The sequence below is a fragment of the Pseudoalteromonas sp. SWYJZ19 genome (assembly GCF_015864375.1).
Classification (GTDB): Bacteria; Pseudomonadota; Gammaproteobacteria; order Enterobacterales; family Alteromonadaceae; genus Pseudoalteromonas; species Pseudoalteromonas arctica.
In genome coordinates, this window is sequence record NZ_JADYXI010000005.1 from 150,072 (window position 1) to 174,492 (window position 24,421).

Consider the following 24,421-nt stretch of genomic DNA (forward strand, 5'->3'; position numbering starts at 1 on the left):
GCTAATTACTTAGACTCAAGATTAATACCAATTTTATTGAAAATATGATCATTCTATCGCATTAAATAGCGCACTCACTGCGTTAAAAATTATTCATATAGAACAACTATATGTCATAATTTTCGCCTTGTTATTGTGCTATTTTCTTAGCGCTATAATTGATCACTTATTTAATGCAACTGGTATAAATTGCTAGAACAATATAATTTTTCTAAGTTAATAATTATTTACCCACTCTATACATGCGCTCAATATGACCAACATCATTATATTAAGTCGTAATATTGCCATTGCTCTGGGCATTATACAAATGCTTTAAATGCGTATTTAAGTATAAATTAAATACGCAAAATATAAGCCTAAAATAATAGACCGGAACTTATTTAAAATGAGTTCAATTTAGCTACTCGATATTTAAATTTGATCTAGATCAATAAAAACAATTATTTGCCTTATGAGCATAAAAGGAAAGACGCTATTTTTTGCTTTGTAGTGTGTAACCAATATAATGACAGCAACAATAAAGGATGATAATAAACATAATGCACAATGATAAAAGCTTAAAAAATAAAGAAGTATACTTTGATGAGTCACAAGAGCTTGTTTCTACTACCGACCTCAAGGGTGTAATAACATACGTCAATCAAGAGTTTTGCTCTGTAGCAGGTTATAGCGCACAAGAGCTTATCGGTCAGCATCATAATATTGTTCGTCACCCTGATATGCCAAAAGCGGCCTTTAAAGAAATGTGGGCAACATTAAAACAAGAGCACTCGTGGCGCGGCATGGTTAAAAACCGCTGTAAAGATGGCCGTTATTATTGGGTAGATGCCTTTGTAACCCCTATTTTTGAGCATAGCCGACTTGTTGGTTATCAATCAGTAAGAACTAAAGCAAGCTCTCAACTTAAGCAACGTGCACACGCTCTTTACAACAAAATAAATGCCAATAAGTCATCATTTAAACTACGAGAACACACCACAATAAGACAAGGCATTACTTTTATATGCCTATTACTTTGGCTGATTTTTATTGCTGTTACGGGATCAATCTCTTTAGCTGTAATTAGCCTATTGATGTGCGCCTTAGTTATTGCGCTAAATTATGACGAACTGATTGTTACCCCTAAAATATTACGCGAACAAAAAGCAAAAGCCGATTCAATCTCTCGCTATATTTACAGCGGCCATACACCGCATAGCGTAAGTGATTATAGAGAGCAAATGCTAAGTGCAAAATTGCGTACTGTTCTTGGCCGTATGAAAGACTCTACACTAAGCTTAAATGGTATCGCCACTAATCTAGATAAACAATCAACGCTTACTGAAAAAGGTATTTCTTCACAAGGTGAACGTTTAGAGCAAATTGCATCAGCGATGACTCAAATGAGTTCTACCATTGGGGAAATATCAGTAAATACTTCTCAAACAGCTGATAAAGTAAATAACACCCATCAAAGCTGCTCTGAAATAAAAGAGCATATTGCCGATAATAGTAAAATGGTATCTGATTTAGCTTTTCAAGTAGAAGAGGCTGCAACCACAGCCACCAGCTTAGCCTCTGAAGCCGATAAAATTGGTAAGGTAATGAGTGAAATAGAGGGAATTGCCGATCAAACTAACTTACTTGCCCTAAATGCAGCAATAGAAGCAGCTAGAGCGGGAGAACATGGCCGAGGCTTTGCTGTAGTCGCCGATGAAGTAAGGACTCTTTCGTCTCGTACTCAAAATGCGACAACACAAATCCACAGTTCTATTAAAGAAATACAAGATACGTTATTTAGCTGGTCTAAAGTAATGCAAAGCACTAAAGCACAAGCCGATAACTGTGTGCTGACAACCGATAAAACCCAAGTTGAACTTGAGGGTATTTTTATACAAATAAGTGAAATATCTGATTTGGCAATACAAATATCATCGGCTGCAGAAGAGCAACAAATGGTTAGTAACGACATTAGTAATAATGTTTCGCAAATTAAAGACTTTGGTGATGAAAACTTAAGCTTAAGCTTTAATGTGGCTACGGGAGCAGCTGAGCTTGTTGAAGGTTCGCGTAGGGTGAACGATTTATTACTTACGTTTAAAGTTTAGACCTAGCAATATAGTAGACATAAAAAAGCCGCTACTTTATGAGCGGCTTTTGACTTTAATTATTTACAATTAACGCTTAGTAAATACCAAGCCTTCGTCATTTGCGTCGATAACAATAACGCAACCAGGTATGTAGTCCCCATTAAGTAGCTTTTGTGCTAGTGGGTTTTCTATCGTTTGTTGAATAGCGCGTTTAAGTGGACGTGCACCATACACAGGGTCAAAACCACTTTCTGCAATTCGCTCAAGAGCCGTATCGCTTATTTCAAGTAAATATCCCATTTCAGTTAAACGCTCACGTAATTTCATTAACTGAATATCAGCTATTTCTTTTATGTGCTCGTTAGCTAACGGATGAAATACAACAGTCTCGTCTATACGGTTAATGAACTCAGGCCTAAACTCATTAATTAATACTTCCATTACTTTAGCTTTAAGGGTCGTGTAGTCATTATTACCCGCTTGCTCTTGGATAATATCTGAGCCTAGATTAGAGGTCATAATAATAACGGTATTTTTAAAATCAACCGTTCTACCTTGCCCGTCGGTTAACCGGCCATCATCTAATACTTGCAGTAGAATATTAAATACATCAGGATGTGCTTTTTCTATTTCATCAAGCAGTATTACTGAGTAAGGTTTACGGCGTACTGCCTCGGTTAAATAACCGCCCTCTTCGTAACCCACGTAACCTGGAGGTGCCCCGACTAAACGTGCAACTGAATGTTTTTCCATAAACTCAGACATGTCGATACGCACCATGGCATCTTCGGTATCAAACATAAAACCAGCGAGTGCTTTTGTCAGCTCTGTTTTACCCACACCTGTTGGGCCTAAAAACAAAAATGAACCAATAGGACGATTAGGATCTGCAAGCCCAGCACGTGAGCGGCGTATTGCGTTAGAAACAGCCACAACCGCTTCATCTTGCCCTATTACTTTGCTGTGTAGCTTATCTTCCATTTGTAGTAGCTTTTCACGCTCACCTTGTAGCATTCTTGCCACAGGAATACCTGTCCAACGCGAGAGTATTTCAGCAATTTCATCCTCACCAACTTGGTTTTTAAGCAATGTCATTTCTTGCATTTCGGCTTGTGAGGCTAAATCGAGTTTACGTTCAAGCTCTGGGATTCGCCCATATTGAAGCTCTGACATGCGCTGTAAGTCGCTTGCTCTTCGCGCTACGTCTAAGTCTAATCTTGCTTGTTCAAGCTCAGCTTTAATTACTTGCGTGCCTTGAAGCGATGCTTTTTCAGCATTCCATATTTCGTCCAACTCGCGGTATTGTGCATCAAGATCTGTGATTAGCTCTTGCATTTCACTGCGGCGTTTTAGACTTGCTTCGTCTTTTTCTTTAGCGAGCGCGTTATCTTCTAGCTTTAATTGAATAATACGGCGTTCAAGCTTATCTAACGACTCTGGTTTTGAATCAATTTGTAATCGAATTGAAGAACCCGCTTCGTCTATTAAATCAATCGCCTTATCAGGTAACTGACGATCGCTGATATAACGATGAGATAACTGAGCTGCAGCAACAATAGCGGGATCAGTTATTTCTACTGAATGATGTAGCTCGTAACGCTCTTTTAAGCCTCGTAATATTGCGATGGTATCTTCAACCGACGGCTCTTCAATAAGTACCTTTTGGAATCGACGCTCAAGGGCTGCGTCTTTTTCTATATATTTACGATATTCATCAAGCGTGGTTGCACCTACGCAATGCAATTCTCCGCGCGCTAATGCTGGTTTTAGCATATTGCCCGCATCCATTGCGCCGTCACTTTTACCTGCACCCACAATAGTATGTATTTCATCAATAAATAAAATGACTTGGCCTTCTTCTTTAGCCAACTCGTTTAATACCGATTTTAAACGCTCTTCAAATTCGCCACGGTATTTAGCACCTGCAACTAACGCACCTAAATCAAGTGATAGTACGCGTTTGTTTTTTAATCCTTCAGGCACTTCACCATTAATAATACGCTGTGCTAAACCCTCGGCGATTGCTGTTTTACCAACACCTGGTTCACCTATTAACACAGGGTTATTTTTAGTACGGCGTTGTAATACTTGAATCGTACGGCGAATTTCGTCATCGCGACCAATAACCGGGTCAAGCTTACCTTGCTCAGCCCGCTCAGTTAAATCAATTGTGAATTTTTCAAGCGCTTGGCGTGTTTCTTCGGCATTTGGGTCATCAACCTTTTGACCACCACGAATAGCTTTAATCGCGGTTTCAATTTTAGTTGCGGTAATATTTAACGATCTGAATATATCGCCAAGCGGACCTTTATCGTCGCATGCAGCGAGTACAAATAACTCACTTGAAATGTATTTGTCTTTGCGTTTTTGTGCGTATTTGTCGCACAGGTTAATAAGTGAAGCCATATTATTTGATAGCTGCACGTCGCCGCCTACGCCTTCAACCTTAAATAACTTTTCTATTTCTTGAGAAAGCTTAGTATTAAGTTCGTCCGCACTGACACCCGTTTGTGCAAGTAATGCACGCACACTAGAACCGCTCTGCTTAAGCAATGAATACATTAAATGTACTGGTTCAATAAATTGATGATCACGGCCAAGAGCTAACGATTGCGCATCAGAAAGCGCAGATTGAAATTTACTTGTAAATCTATCTAAACGCATGGTATTACCTATTAAATAATATAGTTGCTTAATTAATGGGTCTGTTTAGGTGTTTGTTCAAGGTGTGGAGGGAAATATAATGTTGAAAGATGTGAATTATTTGAGCCAGATCAAACTTCCCATACGTCCAGTTTGTCTATCTCGTCGATATGAAAAAAACAAGTCACTTTGAGAGACTGTACAATAGTCGCCGCCCGTAATATTTTTAACCCCTGACTGGATAAGTAATATGCGAGCAATACTATAAATGTCAGCTAGATATTTATCATTTGCTTGTAGTTTAAAAGCTTGCGTAAATGAAGTGGATTTCTTTCTAAATTGCTCAAATACTTCAGCGCCCACTTCAAATTGGTTTGGCCCAATTGCAGGCCCTAGCCACGCACTTATATTTTCATATTTTGTACTAAAACACTCTAATGTGTTTTTAATAATTCTCTGCTCGAGCCCTCGCCAGCCACCATGTATAGCTGCGATTTCTTTTTCATCATCACTCACTAATAAAATAGGTAAGCAATCGGCGGTCATTATAGCCAAAGGTTGGTTTAATAACCGAGTATAAAGCGCATCAGCATTATGTAACTCATCAAAATCAAAATGTTCATCAACAATAACAACATCAGAACTATGAACTTGATTTAGCCACACTGCAGGTTTAGGTAGGAGTTCGGTTAATAGTGAGCGGTTTTTTGCTACATCACTTTTATTATCACCAACATGGTATCCCAAATTAAAACTTTTAAAGGGGACTTTTGAAACACCACCTCCACAAGTAGTACTTAACGTTGCTACTTTATGAAGGTTTTGCCACGTCGCTGACAATAAGTGCATTATCTATCGATGTCAGGATTAGCTTTAGTATCTTCACGTAATGCAAGTGTCATAGCAACCATATCATCTGGGATAGGTGCTTGCCATGTCATCATTTCACCCGTGATTGGATGCGCAATACTCAATTTTACAGCATGCAATGCTTGGCGTCTAAAGCTACGAAGTAACTCAAACAATTCAGGTGTTGCACCTTTAGGTGGACGCGGACGGCCGCCGTAAGATTGATCGCCTATTAGTGGATGATTTAAATGTGCCATGTGCACACGAATCTGGTGAGTACGCCCTGTTTCTAAGCGTAAGCGCAAGCGTGTATGAGCACGGAATTTTTCAGCAACACGATAGTGCGTGATAGCCGGTTTACCCAGTTCATGTACTGCCATATGAGTACGCTGAGTCGGATGACGGCCAATCGCTTTTTCAACCATACCACCTGCGGTCATAGTGCCATTACACAGTGCTTCATATTCACGCGTAAAGTTTTCACGCTTTTGCAGCGCTGTCACTAAATGCGTTTGTGCTGGAATCGTTTTAGCTACAACCATTAAGCCGGTCGTGTCTTTATCTAAACGATGCACAATACCTGCGCGTGGCACGTTAATTATTTCAGGGTAGTAATGTAGTAATGCGTTTAGCACTGTTCCATTAGGATTACCTGCACCAGGGTGAACCACTAGGCCCATTGGTTTATTAATTACCAAAATATCATCGTCTTCATAAACAATGTTTAATTTGATATCTTGTGCTTCGTATTCGCGTGGTGCTTCAATTGTTGTTTCAACACTTACAACTTCACCACCTAGTAGCTTTTCGCGTGGAGTGTTGAATATTTCACCGTCTACGGTGATTTTATCATCCAATATCCACGTTTTTATACGAGAACGTGAATAATCAGGGAACAATTGTGCTAATACTTGGTCTAGACGTTTACCACCTAATTCGGTTGGAACGTCGGCTTGAAGAGAAATTTGCTCTGACATTAGTAACTTTACCCAATTTACCAGTGCAAGCTTTGCTCGACTGGGTTAGAATCGCTTTTAATAAAAGCATTATATAATACGCATAGTTTACTCGGTTTTACCGACTTGGCCTAGCCGAAGACATCGAAGGTAACAAATAAAATGATAAATAAAATAGGGAAACGTGCATTTGCCATTGTTTTTTCAGTTTCTGTACTTAGTTTAGGTGCTTGTTCGTCTGCTCCAGACCAAGAAGATATTCAACGTGTGCCTAATAAGTCTGCACACGCTTTATATGAAGATGCAAAAGAAACACTAGATTCTGGTTTATATGCTCGCGCAATTGAACTTTTGAGTGCAATAGATTCTCGCTACCCGTTTGGCCCATTCTCTAAACAAGTACAAATGGACTTAGTGTATGCACATTACCAATCAGGTAATACTGAACAAGCACTTGCAACCATTGACCGCTTTATTCGCTTAAATCCAAACCATAAAGACCTAGATTACATGTATTACATGCGTGGTTTAGTAAACATTAAAGCAGATAAAAATGCGTTCCAAGAATACTTTGGTGTAGATAGAGCCGATCGTGATGCTAACCGTACACGTGTTGCATTTACCGATTTATCGACACTAGTAAAACGCTTTCCAAAAAGTGATTACGCACCTGAAGCGAAACGCCGTCTAGTATGGCTTTTAAACCGCATGGCACGTTATGAGTTAAAAGTTGCAACTTACTATTACGAACGTGAAGCTTATTTAGCTGCTGCTAATAGAGGTAAGTTCGTTGTTGAGCATTATTCACAAAGCAGTTACTTAGATCCAGCTCTTGAAATGATGGAAAAAAGTTACAACCAATTAGGTTTAACTGAACTTAGTGAACATGCAAAACAAACACGAAGACTAAATAAAAGAACTAAATAAAAGAACTAAATAAACAAAAAAGGCGCTTAGTAAGCGCCTTTTTACTGCATGTTAAGAAGTTACATTAAATAGCTTCTTCATCTTCCTCTGCAGTACGAATACGTATAACGCGCTCAACATCAGTGACAAATATTTTACCGTCACCGATTTTTCCTGTTTGCGCCGTTTTTACGATAACTTCAATCGCGCGATCAACATCTTCATCGCCTAGCACAATATCAAGCTTAACCTTCGGTAAAAAATCAACCATGTATTCTGCACCACGGTAAAGCTCTGTATGACCTTTTTGGCGTCCGAAGCCTTTAACTTCGCTTACCGTCATACCAGTAATACCCACATCCGACAACGCTTCACGCACATCGTCTAACTTAAAAGGTTTGATAATTGCTTCTATTTTTTTCATATTGATTACTTTTGAAAGCTCCAGTTGCCTCGATTTTAGACAATCATGATGTTCATAGCAAACAAAGCGATTGAATTACGGTGATAAAACAACCGATCATGGTATAATTTATTATATAAAAATAGCTATACTTAAATGACTAGCAGTAAATGAGATTAATATGAAAAACAAACAAAACGGATTCACTCTTTTAGAACTCATGGTAACCGTGGCTATTGTTGGGATCATTGCATCAATTGCGATTTGGAATAGCAGCGATATGTTAGAAGAAAATAGAGCTGAGAATTTCTTGTTGGAACTAAAAAGAAATATTAGCTACGCTCGCTCTCAAGCAGCAAGTACAGATGAAATAGTCGTTATTTGTGCTGCTCAACATACTGAAGTTAAGAACAACGACGCTTATTTAAAATGCCGAAACAAATGGGATAGAAATAAAACTATCATTGTATTTATTGATAAAAATAACAACGGTCATTACGACAGCTCTACTGATTCCCTACTACGAGTTATGGAAAAAATAAGTCTTAATGACAAAATAAAATATACTGGTAACGATAGGCGATTACGGTTTAACACAAGTGGGAGAATAACAACAAACCCTGGTGATTTTGTGTTTTGTCCTAATAACGGTAGTGAGAATAATAAAGCGTTAACAGTATCTCAATCTGGTACATCTTTTTATACTGGTGATACAGCTCAGACTTGCGGTTAAAAAACATACAAATCTATCTTGTCATATTTGTATCATTTACTAGACTTAGTTAATCATTTATTAACTCAGGTCTTCAAGGATGAGATTATCAATATCAAAAAACAAGGGAGTGACACTTCTTGAATTAATGGTTTCAATGGCTGTTGTCATTGTAATCAGTCAATTATCGATGTGGTTTTATCCAGACTTCTTGGCTAAAAACCGATTAGATAACCATGTGAATCTACTACATCGAAATATAAATTATGGCCGCCTTTACGCAATTGAAAATGGTACTTACGTCACGCTTTGCGCACTAAAAGGCAGTCAATGTACAAAGGACGAGTGGGATGGTCAAATGTCACTATTTATCGATAAAGATAAATCAACGACTCTAGATGATGATGAGTTACTCTTAAGCACTTTCGAGGATGTCCATGATGCTGATACTTTAGAGTATCCGCGCAACGCCATTACATTTCGTCCAGATGGTTCTTTAAATGGTTTTCAAAATGGGACTTTTATATATTGCCCCAATAGCAATAAAGCCAATCTCGAAGGATTGGCTTTATCTGTAAGTCAAACGGGTAGAATTCGCATCAAATCAACTGATAAGTGTCAGAAGAAGTAATCTAGGCTATCGACCCCAACAATAATCAATATCAGAGTTACCTTTACTTCCTTTTGCACCTTTGAGGCCTGTGTCAGTAATTGTAAGCTCTTTACAATCGTTATCCCCCTTTACAGCACCGGCTATAGGCTTAGCTGTAATAGTGAAAGTATTGCTATCGACTACCTTTATGGATAGCTCAAAATGGCCATTTTCGGTCTTACTTTGCAATCCTAAATCAGTAAATGTCTCTGTATATTCCCTATTATCGACAAAATACTGCTCCTCCTTGTTTGCAGCATCTAACAATGCTGCAGCAGCTTCAGCGCGCGAAGCACGCTTTACATATTCAGTATAGTTAGGCAGCGCAATTGAAGCGAGTATGCCGACGATAGCAACGGCTATCATCAGCTCAATTAAGGTAAACCCGTGTTGTTTTTTCATCTAATTTCCTTAATTATTAACTTCGTCATTTTCTTCACGTTTATAGATATATGTTTGTTGGGTTTTAAAGCCAAACCCTACTGCATTGTCATTAACCAACACAACTTTACCATCAACAACAGTTAAACCAGGACCTTTTATTTCTACAGGTTTCATTGGATTTTCCGCATTTTCACCTTTAATACCAGGCCCAATTAAATAAAACTGACTTTCTTGTATTACGTCAACTGTTGGGTCGTCATCACATTTACCATCGCCATTACCATCTACACATGAAGGGCTTTCACCAAAGTATAACTGAGGTGTGTCTGGTACATCATAGCTGGTTGTAAATTTAAGGTCGTCATACACTTTAGTACCGTAATGTAAGTGAAAAGCGTATAAAGAACCACCACCACCACTTAGCGAACATTGATTTTCAGTCGATGTATCTGATGCAGGAGTGAAGCTTGTAAAATAGGCAACACCTCCAACAACTGTAGCAGCAGCTAGCGACTTTTCACCCGTTCCTAACTCATATCTCCAGCCATTAAATTTAGCCAAGCCCACTTCTAAGTCAACAAAATCATCAACGTCATCTAGAGCATTGCCAAATGGGTCTGAATTCATTTGCATCAAATCAGCAGGCACAATAGTATCTGGTGCATTCGTTTTATACGATTTAGTAACCGTATTTTCATCTCTGATCATAAACAATTGATCTTTTTCATTGGTGCCGGTTGGTTTTGAGCGATTACCACTGCCGATAACTATGGCATCATACGGTGTATCTAAGCGTGTTATAACGGTACTACCATTAACTGTTGACTCGCTTACTTTACTATAAATTGTACGTGCTACGAGTGGTTTATAGAAAAAGCGTCGGTCCTCAGTTGCTTTATTACTACCAAGCTCAGCTAATTTAAAGTGGCTAAACTCACTAGTATTACTACCAGGCATATCTATACGCCAAATATCTCCACCTGTATCTGCCGCATAAATTCGGTCTATATATCCATCATAATCTGAGTCAAGCGTGGTTATATCTGCAGCAATACTATGCTTACCTTTAAAGCCATTAATATCGGGTGTTAATGCCCATACTCTTTTACCTGTTTCGGCTTCAACAATATAGATACCTCGCCCTGTACCATCTTCACTACGGATAGCTGCGTCTTTATTAGTATCATAACCAGCACCAAAAACTAATAAGGGTTTATCCCCAAATGCTTTAATGTAGGCTATTTGTGGCTTTGACCAGGTTTGTGCAAGCTCTTTAAAATCACCTTTACCACCTTCGATTGGAGCGTCCCATAATTTTTTCGGTATGTTCGGGTTTGTTATATCAAGTCCGTAGTAATTTTTACCACCGCGACGCATCCCCGCAAAAGCCCACACTTTATCGTCGCCACTCGCATCAATAATACCGTCATTTAAACCATCACTATTTAAGTTTTTATTATCAAAATAAATACTAATAGGACCATCCATACCATATACTTTCGTATCGGCTTGATTTTCACGTAGAGGTTCAATAATGTTGTATAAAGCAGACGGTATAAATGCCCAACTTTCACTTACACTATCATCTGAATCCTTAAACATATGTAAAAAGCCAGCATTAGTTCCTATCAAAACTCGAATATCATCATTACCATAATCGATTGCAACAGGTTTAGAATGCAGAGGGTCACCAAAAATATCTTTGCGCTGGTCAACCTTAGACCCATCGCCATCTTCATCATCAACGTCTATACCCATTGCCCATTTGATATCATTACTCGATAAGCTTAGCGGATTGTTATCGACTAAATTGAGAATATCACTCACAACTGAGGTATTAAAATTTACTATAGATCCCTGATTGTCAGTGTATAAATTACGGCTATCTGAATCTAATGTCGTTAAATGAAGGTTCACACCACCTTGTGCAACTAAGTTACCATCTGCTGGCTCCCCACTTGGCAACCAAAATGTTTCTGCATTTTCGTCAATTAAACCATTCTCATCAAGTGCCGACAATCCTTTTGAGTCAACAATTTGATTCCCTGATACTTTCAGTTTTTTTAAGTTTCCACGCCAGCGAGCACCGGTTTCAGGGTAAAACATGGCAAAATAAACAGCATCCCGGCTACGAGTTTGATCTACATTATTACTCGCAACTGAAGGCGATGAAAAACTATCATTTACTTCTCTAATTCTTGAAATAGTATTTTTTAATGCTTCTGAAAGCGCTTCTGCAGTTCTTGCTTCTATATACTGCCCTCCACCAACACTTGCCGCCTTGTCTAGTAGAGCAATTCCCCCTTGACTCATTCCTGTACCAAAACCTATTGTGTATACACGGCCTGTATCTAATACATCACTTGTTGGAGTGTATAAATCCACTTTTGTGTCCGAGGTACCATGTAATATTTTAGCCATAGCAACTAAATAGCTTCCGCTATAGCGACCACTGTCAAAAGGGATGGCATCAGTAAAAAGGTTGTTATGGACAGCTGCAATTGAAGCGTCCCTTCCATCATCATTAGTTGGATCACCATCTGTCATTAAAATAATATTAATTGAGTTATCACAGCGTAATGGTTCACCATTACTCTGCTCAAAAGGTGATCTATAAGTTACATTGTTATCGATACTTTTATCTCGATCATTATAGAATCGACCATAATCAAGGTTTTGCCCTGTTATATAGCGATAAGCCTCCCATAATGTCTCTGTTATTGGAGTTCCACCACTGGCAGGTAAATCATCAATGTCTTGTAAAATATTTGATTTATTAGCTCCAACCTTAGCTACTACATACCCTCCAGCACTATCCTTAAATCGCATCAAACCAAAATCAATATCATCATTATCATTGACTAATTGTGTCATCGCATTTTTAGCTACATCGATTCTTCGGTCATGGCAATCTGCAACTGCAACGCCATTTACACCTATATAGCATTGCTCATTGTATTCATTATATTCTGGCTTACTTGCAAAGCATGTAACCTGTTGGTAAGCATCATATGTAACAGTTTGACGATTTCTGCCACGTCCAGTTGTCTCTTCATATTGATACTTTGTGTAACAGACTTGATCATCACCATTGATAACGCTCCAATCCATACTGCCAGAGGTATCAAATATCATTAACACTCTTGGATTTTCGTCTGTCTCTACATCATGATTTACATAAAGCTCAATATCCTCAGCGAATACCGACATACTTATTGTTAAGCCAAGCAAAGAGGCTAACACTTTGTTTAATTTAAATTTCATCTTAAATCCCCTTGCTTACGCTGGCCATTTCTTGTGCTATACCTGTAACAATAGTTAGTTCATGTTTACTTTTAGATCCATATTCTATTGTTGTGGCAACCTGTAACATATTGCACGATATACCTGCAGTAAAATTAAAGCGTCGAGGACATTCTAAATCTAACGCCCCCTTGTTCAGGTTAGTCATTTTGCTTTGCATATCTGCATGATTTGCAATCACCATACCTTTGTCATCACCATCCGCGATTGCAGTTACTTCATCGGGAGTCAGGAAGAACTGATTATTAGCGCCTTGATTTGCCTCATCAGAGATCATGCGCTGCACTTCACCAATGAGTTCATTCTCGGCCACTTCGCGCTCTTGTGCTGCATTGGTAATTTTAATATCAATACTACTACTGCTCATAAGTGTCACAGCAATACCGGTCACTGCAATAACCATTATTAAAGCTGTAATTAGAACTACACCTTGCTGTTTTTTTTGTGATTGTTTTAGATACGCCATAAATTTGATCCAACATTATTTAATCGAATAGTAGTAGTAAACACAGTACGTCTGAAATTATCGGTAAATGTTAATACACGCTTATCTTCATCCTCACCTAATGTATAAGTTTGGTTTTTAATTTTAACTCCTGGGTCTGGTTGTAATGCGCGTATTAATAAAAAAACCTGAACAGTTAAAATACCTTTACGATTTTCCCAATCTGTATACTTCATATCTTGAATACTTCGGTAGGTATCTACACGATTATCACTGTTAGTATCAAGACCAAAAACAAACCGCATGTTCTCAACACCTTCCATAATAGTTTCTGTGTTGATGCTTCCACCAACCAGGCGCTTTCTCATTAATGCAGGTACAGTTAAATTTTTATTATTAACTTTATAAGTTTGTTCTGATAGATAATAAACATGATGGCTGTATGGCCAAACGGTTGCATTAACATTAAGAGTCGCAGCGTTAACCGTTCCACGGAAAAATTGAGCTTTCTCTTGCTCAGCTACAAAGTAGTTTTCATCGGCCTGAGTCTCATTAGTTACTGTATTAACTGTTAAACTCTTACCTTGTAAAAATTTTAATTGAATAATGTCAGTGCTTTTAATTGGATTATTTAGGCAGTTAAGCTCTTTTGATTCTCCAGCAACCTTTGCGTAAATAGTTCTAAAATTACTAGCTGTAGCAAAATCAGGAAAACTCCCATTATTTAATCCTTCAAAGCAGTCTGTTCCAGGGTTTGCTAGTGTATCTGTATTTACTGCAGTGAACGAATCGTCATAATAAGTTCCCCAAAAGCCAATTTGTTCAATATCACGTTGCATTATGTTAATTGCAAGGCGCCCTGATTCTTGAAGTTCACCAATAGTCATCGTATCTTTAGTGGTTACTTTCATACCTATATAGGTGAACATAACGCCACCTAGTATTAATCCACCAATAAATAATGAAATCATCATTTCTACAAGTGTAAAACCTTTTTGCTTCATGTTAGCTCCTAAGGTAAATGTAACTAGTTAATACAACTAAGCGGCGCTTTTTGTCAGCCGTTCCACACTTTATTGCGCCAGTAGCATCATTTGCATTAAACTCTTGTCGACCTTGCCACGAAACAATTACTTCTAAATTAAATGCCTTACCACCCGAGCCAGCAACTACTGTAGGTGCAATACATACGGTAGCACCATCTAAAGACCCCGTATTTTCTCGAGCTCTTATAGCCCTTTTCCACTGCTCAAGATCTAAGGCCGCAACTTGCGCTGCGCTACAAGTGTTTGTGAAGCACGCCTGCGAGGTTGTCGTAGCAGTTTCACTATCAAATGTTTGTGTGTACAGCCCGGCTATTTGAGGGGTATCGTTAGCACGGATACGCTGCACAATATCATTACCAAGTGCAACTGCAGCAGCACGCTGCATAGAATCAAAGCTTGCTTGCTTTGCTTTTGCTTGCAGGGCAACTGCGCCTAGAAGGCCAAAACTAAGAATAATAAATGCAATTAACACTTCAATTAGAGTGAAGCCTCTTTGCACTTTTGTTTGAGATGACTGCATAGTAGAACCAAATAAAAATTATCTGATTATAAGTTTATGCTATTTATTTGAGGAATCAATGAGGACTAAGACAAGCGGTTATATTTGTTGATAAACGGTTAATTAAATCGGCTCATTCAACAAAACAGTAGTAATTAAGCGTAAATGCATTTAAGTCAGAGGCAACTTAATTGCGAAATAAGTCTAAAGCGTATTTTTAACTAATTTAAGCTCGCGGCGGCTCACTGGCAATAACTCACTGCACCCTTGTAGCTCAATCATATGATTGCCATTCCCTTTTGAATGCAAGGCTATTACTTTTTGTTTATTCACTAAAGTATTGCGGTGAATTCGTAAAACATATGCGGGATATTGCAGCTCTAATTGCTTTAGGCTTTGCTCCAGTAAAGCTTCTCCACCCGAGAATATCATTTTGGTATACTTTTCTTCGGCACTAAAATACAAAACATCATTTATATCAACACTACGTAGAGTACCCGCTAACTGATAAGATACTTTTACATTTTGTTGTTTTTGAATATGTACTTTATTTAAACGGCCTACTTGCTTAAGTACCTTCTGCAGTGATTGCTCTGAAATAGGTTTAACTAAATAACCTGCAGCGCTTAATTGTAAAGCATCGAAGGCATGCTCAGGGTGGGCAGTTATAAAAACAATAGCAGGAGGTAGAGTTAGACTATTGAGCTCATTAGCAACTTGTAAACCATTCATACCAGGCATATCTACATCTAAAAAAATCAAATCAGGTGTTTGCTTTTTAGCAAGTACTAGAGCTTCCTTACCATTACTTGCCTCACCTTGTACAACTATGCTTTTATCATGTGCCAACAAACGGATTAAGCGAGATCTCGCAAGAGGTTCATCATCAACAATGAGTACATTCATACACTGCCCTCAATTAGCTTAGGGATAACGACCTTGACCCTAAACACATCATTTTTATTAGTAATTGTTAGCTGCGCTTTATTTTTATAATAAATATTTAATCGCTGGCGAATATTTTCAAGCGCCATTCCGTTATTAGGCCTAGTTTGAGCATTAGAAATTGTTATAGGGTTAGAAACAATCATGGTTATATAGCCGGTAGTGATATGTAGCTCTACTTTTATTTCTGCACCATGCTCACTTGTTTCAACGCCGTGGCATACCGCATTTTCAATTAATGGCTGCAGGGTTAAGCAAGGAATACTCAATGCGGGTAGTTCATTAGGTATTTGCCAATCAACTCTTAAGCGATTACCAAAACGCCACGTTTCAAGTGCGATATATTGCTTACTCAGCGTTATTTCATCTTCAAGAGATACATTCTTCCCCGAGTGCATTGCAGCCTGCGATAATGCGGCTAATGCTAAAATAGCCTGTTCTGCCGCATCGGCATCATGATGAGTAAGTTCTGCAGCAGTGTTTAAACTATTATATAAAAAATGAGGACGTATTCTAGCTTGTAGGGCATCAAGCTCAGCACGAGAAAGAGCTTTAGTTTGCTGCTCTTTTTCAAAATGAATTAATAAAAACTGGACGAATAAAGCCGCCAGTAAAGCCACTATAATGCAATTGCGAAGTGTGAAATAAATTAGGTTATTTGTATCATCTATATCAAAAGCAAAATGAGAAAATAAAATACTAAAAATACAGGTAGATAATAAAAAAAAGACAAAAAATAGACTTAATTGAAAAGTTTGAGTACGTTTTTGTAAGAAAAATCTACAAAAGTATAAAGAAGAAGTACCGACTAAAACAATTAAATGCATAAACAAACTAATGATCCCAAGTCGTAGCCAAATATCTCCTTCTACATTAGGTGCAAAAGCTAAAACAATAGCAATAACTTGAGAAACAATAAGCGTGGCTAATACGCCTCGCTCATTAAAAAGAGCCGAAAAAAGCAAACCATCATTTTGAAGTGACTTGCTCATAACGACTCTCCTTTAATCTAAATGTTTAATATATTTAAATTAACGTAGCTCTACAGGAACAGCAAATACTATATTTTCTACTTCACCTGGGTTCTCAACAACCTGTGTGCCACCAAGCTCTTTTAATCGGCTTATTACTTGTTGTACAAGTACTTCTGGCGCAGATGCTCCCGCAGTTACGCCAACTGATTTAGAGCCTGAAACCCACTGCTCTTGTACATCAGTTGCGTCATCAATTAAATAAGCAACTGTGCCCATTTTATCTGCAAGTTCACGTAAGCGATTAGAGTTAGAGCTATTTTTAGCGCCAACAACTAATAGCACATCAACTTTATCAGCTAAGTCACGAACAGCGTCTTGACGATTTTGCGTTGCATAACAAATGTCATCTTTACGAGGTCCGTCAATTGATGGAAACTTATTGCGTAGTGCATCAATAACATCTGCTGTGTCATCAACTGAGAGTGTTGTTTGGCTGCAATAAAAAAGATTTTCAGCATTTTTTACATTAAGCGCAACAACATCATCAACGGTTTCAACAAGATAAATGCCACCGGCTGAGTTATCATATTGTCCCATTGTTCCCTCTACTTCAGGGTGGCCATGGTGTCCAATTAAAATACACTCAATACCTTTACGACTCGCACGTGTAACTTCCATATGTACTTTAGTTACAAGCGGACACGTTGCATCAAATACTTTTAAATCACGACGTTTTGCTTCACTGCGAACAGCTTGCGAAACACCATGTGCACTAAAAATAACAATGCTGTCGTCAGGTACTTGATCAAGCTCTTCAACAAATACCGCACCACGACTTTTTAATCCATCAACCACATAGCGGTTATGTACTACTTCGTGGCGCACATAAATTGGCTTTTCAAAAATATCTAGGGCGCGCTCAACAATACTAATAGCACGGTCAACACCAGCGCAAAAGCCGCGTGGATTAGCTAGTAATATTTCCATTAACCTTCCACCTCAATAATATCAACTTCAAACGTTAAACGTTGGCCAGATAAAGGGTGATTAAAATCAATCGTTACCGACTCACCTTGCACTTCGCGAACTAATCCAGGAAGCTCAGTACCGTCAGGTTGAGTAAACGCAATAATTGCACCTACTTTGGCTGGTGTTTCTGGGCCAAATTTACTACGGTCAACGTAGTAAATATTATCTGGATTTGGCTGACCAAACGCATCTTCAGGTTCTAATTCAAACGTTTTACTTTCGCCTGCAGTTAAACCTAATAAACACTTTTCGAAGTTTGCCGTTAAGCTGCCATCGCCCATTGTTAATTTAGCAGGTTTGTTGTGCACCTTGGTAGAATCAGCGGCAGAGCCATCTTCTAATTTAATAGAAAAATGGAAAATAACTTGCGAGTTTTCACCAATTACAGCTTGGCTCATGCTTTATGCTCCTTCGGACTCTCGCCGGTAAAGGCATCAAATAACAATAATGCTGCGCCAATACAAATAGCGCAATCAGCAATATTAAATACAGGAAAATGTGAGTCTTTATAAAATACGTGAATAAAGTCGATTACATAACCATACGCAATACGATCGTATAAATTACCAATAGCGCCTGCAAGTACCAGTGCATAAGCACCGCATAGTACTTTGTTTGTTGCAGGTAAGCGTTTTAGCCACCACACAAGTAAAGCACTAATAGCAATGGCAATCGCACTTAAAAACCAACGCTGCCAACCACCCGCTTCACTTAAAAAGCTATAAGCAGCACCATAGTTATGCACATAAGTAATACTAAAAACAGGGAGTAAGTTTATCGACTCTTGATAAGCCATAGTCCCTACAACAAGTGTTTTACTGGCAAAGTCTATTACTAATAGTAATAGACTCAACCAAAGCCACACTAAACCACTTTTTTGGGCTAGTTTGCTCACTAAGAATAACTCCTAAGCGAATTGACGCTTTTCGCCTTCGCCGTCAACATTACTTACACAACGACCACAAATTTCAGGATGAGCAGGGTTAACACCTACATCTTCACTGTAATGCCAACAACGCTCACATTTAGCAGCATCTGTTGCAGCAACACTAATGAATAAACCTTCAATTTCGGTAGCTTGTGTATCAGCTGGCTGACTATCAACTTCAGAAACATTTACGGCCGATGTTAATAATACAAAACGCAGTTCATCACCAAGCGCATTTAATTTAGCGGCAAGCTCTTTACCCGTAAATAAATTAACTGTTGCTTGAAGCGTTGCACCAATGACTTCTTCTTTACGTGCAGCTTCTAATAAACGGTTTACTTCGTCGCGTACTGTTAGAATTTCTAACCAGTCATCGTTACTAAATTGGCTATTTGTTGGCGCTTGTAAGCCATCATACCAAACAGATGTAAATACGTAGTTACTACGCTCACCCGGTAAAGCTTCCCAAATTTCTTGTGCGGTAAAGCTCATAATAGGTGCCATCCAGCGCGTCATTGCTTCTGCAATATGATAAAGCGCTGTTTGACAAGAACGACGTGCATGGCTGTCACTTTTAGCTGTGTACTGACGATCTTTAATGACGTCTAAATAGAACGAACCAAGCTCACCCGTACAGAAGTTCATTAGCTTTTGCGTTACTAATAGCATTTGGTAGCTATCGTATGCGGCTAAAATTTCGTCTTGCAACTGAGCAGCACGACCAACAATCCACTTATCAAGCTCAACCATATCATCAACAGCAACTTGATCAGTTTTTGGATCAAAACCATTTAGGTTAGCTAGTAAGTAACGGCTAGTGTTACGAATACGGCGGTAGCGATCGGCAGAGCGCTTAAATATTTCATCCGACACAGTCATTTCTGCCGTGTAATCGGTAGAGGCAACCCATAAACGTAGAATGTCGGCACCTAGTTTATTCATCACATTTTGTGGAGAAATAACATTGCCTAGCGACTTAGACATCTTGCGGCCGTTTTCATCAACGGTAAAACCATGAGTCAATACTTGGCGGTATGGCGCATGACCATTAATAGCCACTGATGTCATCATTGATGACATAAACCAACCACGGTGTTGATCAGAACCTTCAAGGTATAAATCAGCTGGACCAACTAGGTCTTCACGTGCGTCTACAACACATGCATGTGAAACACCTGAGTCAAACCATACATCAAGCGTATCTTGTACTTTCATGTATTGCTTGGCATCTTCTTCACCAAGTAATGTAGCAGGGTCTAAATCGTACCATGCCTGAATACCAGACTTTTCAACTAGCTGTGCAGCTTGCTCAATTAGCTCTTGAGTATTTGGATGAAGTGCACCGGTATCTTTATCTGCAAACAATGCAATTGGCACACCCCAAGTACGTTGGCGAGATATACACCAATCTGGGCGGCTTTCAACCATGTTCGAAATACGGCTTTCGCCCCACTCTGGCAACCACTGCGTGTTTTTAATTTCTTTTAAAGAATCTTCACGCAAGTTAGCCTGATCCATACTTACAAACCATTGTGGTGTAGCACGGAAAATAATCGGTGTTTTATGGCGCCAACAATGTGGGTAACTATGAGTTATAGCATGATGATGCATTAATGCACCGTGCTCTTTTAATACTTCAATTACGCTCGCATTTGCTTTAAATACATGCTGACCTGCAAAAAGTTCAGTATCTGGTAAATAAACGCCATTAGCGCCAACAGGGTTAGCTACTTCAAGGTTGTAATTTAAACCAGCCACGAAATCTTCTTGACCATGCCCTGGTGCTGTATGTACAACACCGGTACCTGAGTCAGTCGTTACGTGTTCTGCAACAATCACGGGTACATTAAAATCATAAAAAGGATGGGCTACTTGTAAGTTTTCAAGTGCAGCACCTTTTACATAACCTAATACGTGGAAGTGATTAAAACCAAAGCGGTCCATTGCATCTTTAACAAGCTCAGAGCCTAAAATTAGACGTTGTTGTACGCCTTCATCTTCAACCTGCACCAATGCATATTCTAAATCGGCATGCACAGCTACTGCGCGGTTTGCTGGAAGCGTCCACGGTGTTGTTGTCCAAATAACAGTACCAACACTGCCTTCACCTTTATGACCATCAGCCAAATCAAATGCACTAACAACAGCATCTTGATCAACAAATGTAAAACGTACATCAATCGCTGGTGATTGCTTGTCTTGGTACTCAACTTCAGCCTCTGCTAATGCAGAACCACAATCTGTACACCAATGAACAGGCTTAGCACCTTTATGCAAATGACCCTTTTCAATAATACGACCAAGTACACGAATTGCATTCGCTTCAAAGTCAAAGTTCATTGTTAAGTAAGGCTTATCCCAATCTGCAAATACGCCTAAACGTTTAAAATCAACTTTTTGACCTTCAACTTGTTTTTTAGCGTATGCACGGCATTTTTCACGAAACTCGCTCGCGGTTACTTTTACGCCCGGCTTGCCTACTTTTTTCTCAACCATTAATTCAATTGGTAAACCATGACAATCCCAACCTGGGACTAATGGTGAATCAAAGTCAGATAATGTTTTAGACTTAACAATAATGTCTTTTAATATTTTATTAACTGAGTGGCCTAAATGGATATCGCCATTTGCATACGGAGGGCCGTCATGCAAAATAAAGGTCTTTTTACCTTTCTTAGCGCTGCGAATTTGACCGTACAGGTCGTCTTCATACCATGCTTTAAGCATTTTTGGTTCACGTTGTGCCAAATTGCCACGCATTGGAAACGGTGTTTCCGGTAAGTTCAAAGTATGTTTATAGTCGCTCATTTATCCTACATTCCGTCTCTATCGGCTACCTGATTTAAACCAAAACACTGCTTAGCGGCAGCAACATCAGTTGCTATTTGCGCCGTTAATTGTGTTAATGTCTCGAATTTTTTTTCATTGCGAAGTTTTTTTATTAACTCCACATGCATAAATTGTCCGTAAATATCCTGTGCAAAATCAAAAAGGTGAACTTCTAATAATGCACGAGTTCCATTAAATGTCGGCTTATTGCCTACATTTGCAACTCCAAAAATCTGTTTTCCTGCAATCGTTGCTTGCACTGCAAACACCCCGTTGACAGGACATACTTGGCGTTTTAGGGCAATATTTGCCGTTCTAAAACCGAGTTCACGTCCTCTTTTCCAGCCGTGTATAACACGCCCAGAAATAGCATAATCGTGACCAAGCATTATTTTAGCACTTGCTAAGTCGCCAGATGCTAAAGCATCTCGTATTAAAGTGCTGCTTACTCTAGCATTTAATTGACGAAAACTCGCGGTGCTTTTTACGTCCATGCCCGCTTGCTTGCCCATGCTAGCAAGTAAGTCAAAGTTACCTTGGCGCTGCTTTCCAAACTTAAAATCATCGCCAACAGTGAGAGCTTTAACACCTAACTTTTTAATCAAAATATCATTAACAAATTGCTCAGCATGCATGTTTGCAAATTGCTGATTAAAGCTAATGCAAATAACTCGCTCAATACCTAAATCACTAAGCAAACGTAGCTTATCTCGTAAGCGCGTTAGCCGTGCTGGGGCATTGTTTTTAGCAAAAAATTCTTGTGGCTGGGGTTCAAATAGCATTACAGTGCTAGACAAACTATGCGCTTTAGCATCAGTAAGTAAGCCTTTTAGTACTTCTGCGTGGCCTAAATGAACACCGTCAAAATTACCAATAGTTAACACACAACCAAAGTGGTGTGGGCGAATATTGTGTATACCTCTAATTAACTCCATGCCACCTAATGCCTTGTTTAGCGAGCTATTAATTACGACTAAAAATTAATTAAAGCCGCAGAGTTGCCGATTATAATCTTTTTTTTAGTTTGATTCAGTAATTGCTACACTTTTTATCGTATTTAGTCTAACGCCCATCAAAAATAGCATTGCAAAGTAACTAATACCTGCCAAAGCCACGAGTGCTATTAATAAGACTACCTGCTGTGTAAAAGCCCATGTAGCCCAGTAATAGTAACTGCTCACAAACCATGTAACAGCTCCCATAACCATACTTGCAACAACACATTTAAGTGTAAAGCGCATACTCATTGATGAAAACTGATACACATTTTCTTTTTTAAGCTGCCTATACAGCAAAAATGCATTACAACTAGCCGATAGCGAAGTAGCGAGTGCTAACCCTAAATAACCAATGAAAGGAGCCAACATAATATTAAATACCATATTCAGTACCAAGGTAATAATACCAATACGCACCGGCGTTTTAGTGTCTTGACGAGCATAAAAGCCAGGAGCAAGTACTTTAATCAGCATAAAGCTTACAAGCCCTACTGAATATGCGACTACGCCTAAACTTACTGCTTTAACATGATCAACACTGTCTTCTTTAAACGCACCATGGTCGAACAATACGGTGATAATAAGCGGGCTGATGATCATTAGACCTATCATTGCTGGCAGGCCTAAAAATATAACAAAACGCACTCCCCAGTCGAGGGTATGCTGAAAGTCACTACTTTTTTTACTGCTATGTAACCTAGAGAGCGCCGGTAAAATAACTGTCGCAATACCAATACCAAATAAGCCCAATGGAAATTCAATTAAACGGTCTGAATAATAAAGCCATGCAATCGAGCCTGTCATCAGTAATGAAGCAATCATGGTATCAAGCAACAAATTAATTTGGCTAATAGATACACCAAACAAAGCAGGAAGCATAAGTTTACGTACTTTTTTTACGTTTTCGTCTTGCCATGCCCAGCGTGGACGCGCCAACATTTTTGCACGGTATAAAAATGGAAGTTGAAACAATAACTGCACAACGCCACCAATAAATACGCCAATTGCGAGTGAATAAGCCCCAACACTAAATTTATCATGTAAAAAAATTGCACATGTAATGATAGAAACATTGAGTAAAACAGGTGTAAATGCAGCAACAGCAAAACGGTTATACACGTTCATTACCGCACCACTAAGCGCAACTAAGCTTACAAAAAACAAATAAGGGAATGTAAATTTAAGTAATGAACTTGCAAGTTCAAACTTTTCGGCATTGGGTCCGCCCTGCCACCAATCTATAAACCAACCGGTGCCAAACAATGCTGCAATAACGGGTGAAGCAACAACACCTATAATAGTGACAATCAGTAAAATGGTTCCTAATGTGCCTGCTGCTTGTGCAACAAAAAGTCTGACCTTGTCGTCGCCTTGCTTTTCTTTAATTTCACTCAGCACAGGTACAAATGCTTGTGCGAAGGCACCTTCTGCAAATAAACGACGTAAAAAATTAGGAATACGGTTAGCAAATAAAAAAACATCAGCCGCCGCACTTGCGCCTAATAAATTGGCAACAACAGCATCTCGAACGAGCCCTAAAATACGCGATATCATAGTCATACAACTAACAATCATACCGGAGCGAAATAAACCTTTTGACACCTTAAACCTACTCAAAAATCCTCAAGATAAGCGATTATGCCACAGTCTTTTTTATAAATCGCTTTAAAGCACTAGGCTGGGGGTCTGTGCTTTGTTACAATGTCGGTATTAACTGCTAAAGCGGCAAATTGATGCTCGTTATATGGTGCAGTTTTTCTTGGATTGTTAAATTTAAATTGACATCCATGATAGAAACAGGCATATTCCACGGCCTTTAATTTAAGCTTTATTTTAAGATTGTTAGGA

21 protein-coding genes are annotated in these 24,421 nt (G+C 38.8%); 4 read left to right on the top strand and 17 right to left on the bottom strand.

Going from position 1 to position 24,421, the window contains the following annotated elements; genetic code table 11:
• Positions 1 to 542: 542 nt before the first annotated feature.
• Positions 543 to 2,090: a methyl-accepting chemotaxis protein gene (locus tag I6F45_RS06995; RefSeq protein WP_197160051.1), complete on the top strand. Its 1,548-nt coding sequence runs from the start codon at positions 543 to 545 to the stop codon at positions 2,088 to 2,090.
• 69 nt (positions 2,091 to 2,159) lie between these two features.
• On the opposite strand, the gene clpB is transcribed toward I6F45_RS06995, so the two are convergent.
• The 3 genes from clpB to rluD all read right to left on the bottom strand — a co-directional run bounded on the left by clpB (position 2,160) and on the right by rluD (position 6,541).
• Positions 2,160 to 4,736, bottom strand: coding sequence for an ATP-dependent chaperone ClpB (clpB, locus tag I6F45_RS07000; protein ID WP_197160053.1), 2,577 nt, complete (start codon positions 4,734 to 4,736; stop codon positions 2,160 to 2,162).
• A 96-nt stretch (positions 4,737 to 4,832) separates the two neighbouring features.
• Complete coding sequence (pgeF, locus tag I6F45_RS07005; RefSeq protein WP_197160061.1) at positions 4,833 to 5,564, bottom strand: peptidoglycan editing factor PgeF; 732 nt, start codon at positions 5,562 to 5,564, stop codon at positions 4,833 to 4,835.
• Positions 5,564 to 6,541: a 23S rRNA pseudouridine(1911/1915/1917) synthase RluD gene (gene rluD / locus I6F45_RS07010; protein WP_007581384.1), complete on the bottom strand. Its 978-nt coding sequence runs from the start codon at positions 6,539 to 6,541 to the stop codon at positions 5,564 to 5,566. The genes pgeF and rluD overlap by 1 nt, the downstream gene beginning before the upstream one ends.
• A gap of 141 nt (positions 6,542 to 6,682) precedes the next feature.
• On the opposite strand from rluD, the gene I6F45_RS07015 reads away from it, so the two are divergent.
• Positions 6,683 to 7,447 carry an outer membrane protein assembly factor BamD gene (locus tag I6F45_RS07015; protein ID WP_024598438.1) on the top strand — a complete coding sequence of 255 codons (765 nt, stop codon included), beginning with the start codon at positions 6,683 to 6,685 and terminating at the stop codon, positions 7,445 to 7,447.
• Between the two features lie 64 nt (positions 7,448 to 7,511).
• Here I6F45_RS07015 and glnB read toward each other — a convergent pair whose 3' ends face one another.
• Positions 7,512 to 7,850 (bottom strand): nitrogen regulatory protein P-II, encoded by a 339-nt coding sequence (gene glnB / locus I6F45_RS07020; RefSeq protein ID WP_197160066.1) that lies wholly within the window; start codon positions 7,848 to 7,850, stop codon positions 7,512 to 7,514.
• A gap of 160 nt (positions 7,851 to 8,010) precedes the next feature.
• Between glnB and I6F45_RS07025 the strand changes: the two genes are divergently transcribed.
• Positions 8,011 to 8,562: a GspH/FimT family pseudopilin gene (locus I6F45_RS07025; RefSeq protein WP_197160068.1), complete on the top strand. Its 552-nt coding sequence runs from the start codon at positions 8,011 to 8,013 to the stop codon at positions 8,560 to 8,562.
• A gap of 79 nt (positions 8,563 to 8,641) precedes the next feature.
• Positions 8,642 to 9,172, top strand: coding sequence for a GspH/FimT family pseudopilin (locus I6F45_RS07030; protein ID WP_165729057.1), 531 nt, complete (start codon positions 8,642 to 8,644; stop codon positions 9,170 to 9,172).
• 6 nt (positions 9,173 to 9,178) lie between these two features.
• On the opposite strand, the gene I6F45_RS07035 is transcribed toward I6F45_RS07030, so the two are convergent.
• From I6F45_RS07035 to murJ, 13 genes are all read right to left on the bottom strand, one after another.
• The gene (locus I6F45_RS07035) at positions 9,179 to 9,595 is read right to left on the bottom strand and encodes a type IV pilin protein (RefSeq protein WP_024589416.1); all 417 of its coding nucleotides are present in this window, start codon (positions 9,593 to 9,595) and stop codon (positions 9,179 to 9,181) included.
• Positions 9,596 to 9,604: 9 nt separating this feature from the next.
• Entirely contained in the window at positions 9,605 to 12,841 is a 3,237-nt protein-coding gene (locus I6F45_RS07040) for a pilus assembly protein (RefSeq protein ID WP_165740230.1), read from the bottom strand.
• A 1-nt stretch (position 12,842) separates the two neighbouring features.
• Positions 12,843 to 13,346, bottom strand: coding sequence for a hypothetical protein (locus I6F45_RS07045; protein WP_024589418.1), 504 nt, complete (start codon positions 13,344 to 13,346; stop codon positions 12,843 to 12,845).
• On the bottom strand, positions 13,334 to 14,329 hold the full coding sequence (locus I6F45_RS07050; RefSeq protein WP_007581375.1) for a PilW family protein: 996 nt from the start codon (positions 14,327 to 14,329) through the stop codon (positions 13,334 to 13,336). Before I6F45_RS07050 ends, I6F45_RS07045 begins: the two co-directional genes overlap by 13 nt.
• Position 14,330: 1 nt before the next feature.
• On the bottom strand, positions 14,331 to 14,891 hold the full coding sequence (pilV, locus tag I6F45_RS07055) for a type IV pilus modification protein PilV (protein WP_101164149.1): 561 nt from the start codon (positions 14,889 to 14,891) through the stop codon (positions 14,331 to 14,333).
• A 183-nt stretch (positions 14,892 to 15,074) separates the two neighbouring features.
• The gene (locus I6F45_RS07060) at positions 15,075 to 15,776 is read right to left on the bottom strand and encodes a LytR/AlgR family response regulator transcription factor (protein ID WP_024607278.1); all 702 of its coding nucleotides are present in this window, start codon (positions 15,774 to 15,776) and stop codon (positions 15,075 to 15,077) included.
• On the bottom strand, positions 15,773 to 16,807 hold the full coding sequence (locus I6F45_RS07065; RefSeq protein ID WP_197160070.1) for a sensor histidine kinase: 1,035 nt from the start codon (positions 16,805 to 16,807) through the stop codon (positions 15,773 to 15,775). Before I6F45_RS07065 ends, I6F45_RS07060 begins: the two co-directional genes overlap by 4 nt.
• A 39-nt stretch (positions 16,808 to 16,846) precedes the next feature.
• Positions 16,847 to 17,776, bottom strand: a complete 930-nt coding sequence (gene ispH, locus I6F45_RS07070) for a 4-hydroxy-3-methylbut-2-enyl diphosphate reductase (protein WP_007581370.1) — start codon at positions 17,774 to 17,776, stop codon at positions 16,847 to 16,849.
• Positions 17,776 to 18,216: an FKBP-type peptidyl-prolyl cis-trans isomerase gene (gene fkpB, locus I6F45_RS07075; RefSeq protein ID WP_002958231.1), complete on the bottom strand. Its 441-nt coding sequence runs from the start codon at positions 18,214 to 18,216 to the stop codon at positions 17,776 to 17,778. Before fkpB ends, ispH begins: the two co-directional genes overlap by 1 nt.
• A complete protein-coding gene (lspA, locus tag I6F45_RS07080) occupies positions 18,213 to 18,713 on the bottom strand; it encodes a signal peptidase II (RefSeq protein WP_007376920.1) in 501 nt (166 codons plus the stop codon). The genes fkpB and lspA overlap by 4 nt, the downstream gene beginning before the upstream one ends.
• 12 nt (positions 18,714 to 18,725) lie before the next feature.
• Entirely contained in the window at positions 18,726 to 21,554 is a 2,829-nt protein-coding gene (ileS, locus tag I6F45_RS07085; RefSeq protein WP_197119130.1) for an isoleucine--tRNA ligase, read from the bottom strand.
• 5 nt (positions 21,555 to 21,559) lie between these two features.
• A complete protein-coding gene (gene ribF / locus I6F45_RS07090) occupies positions 21,560 to 22,510 on the bottom strand; it encodes a bifunctional riboflavin kinase/FAD synthetase (protein ID WP_007581368.1) in 951 nt (316 codons plus the stop codon).
• A gap of 84 nt (positions 22,511 to 22,594) precedes the next feature.
• Positions 22,595 to 24,133 (bottom strand): murein biosynthesis integral membrane protein MurJ, encoded by a 1,539-nt coding sequence (gene murJ / locus I6F45_RS07095; protein WP_374703123.1) that lies wholly within the window; start codon positions 24,131 to 24,133, stop codon positions 22,595 to 22,597.
• Between the last annotated feature and the right edge of the window lie 288 nt (positions 24,134 to 24,421).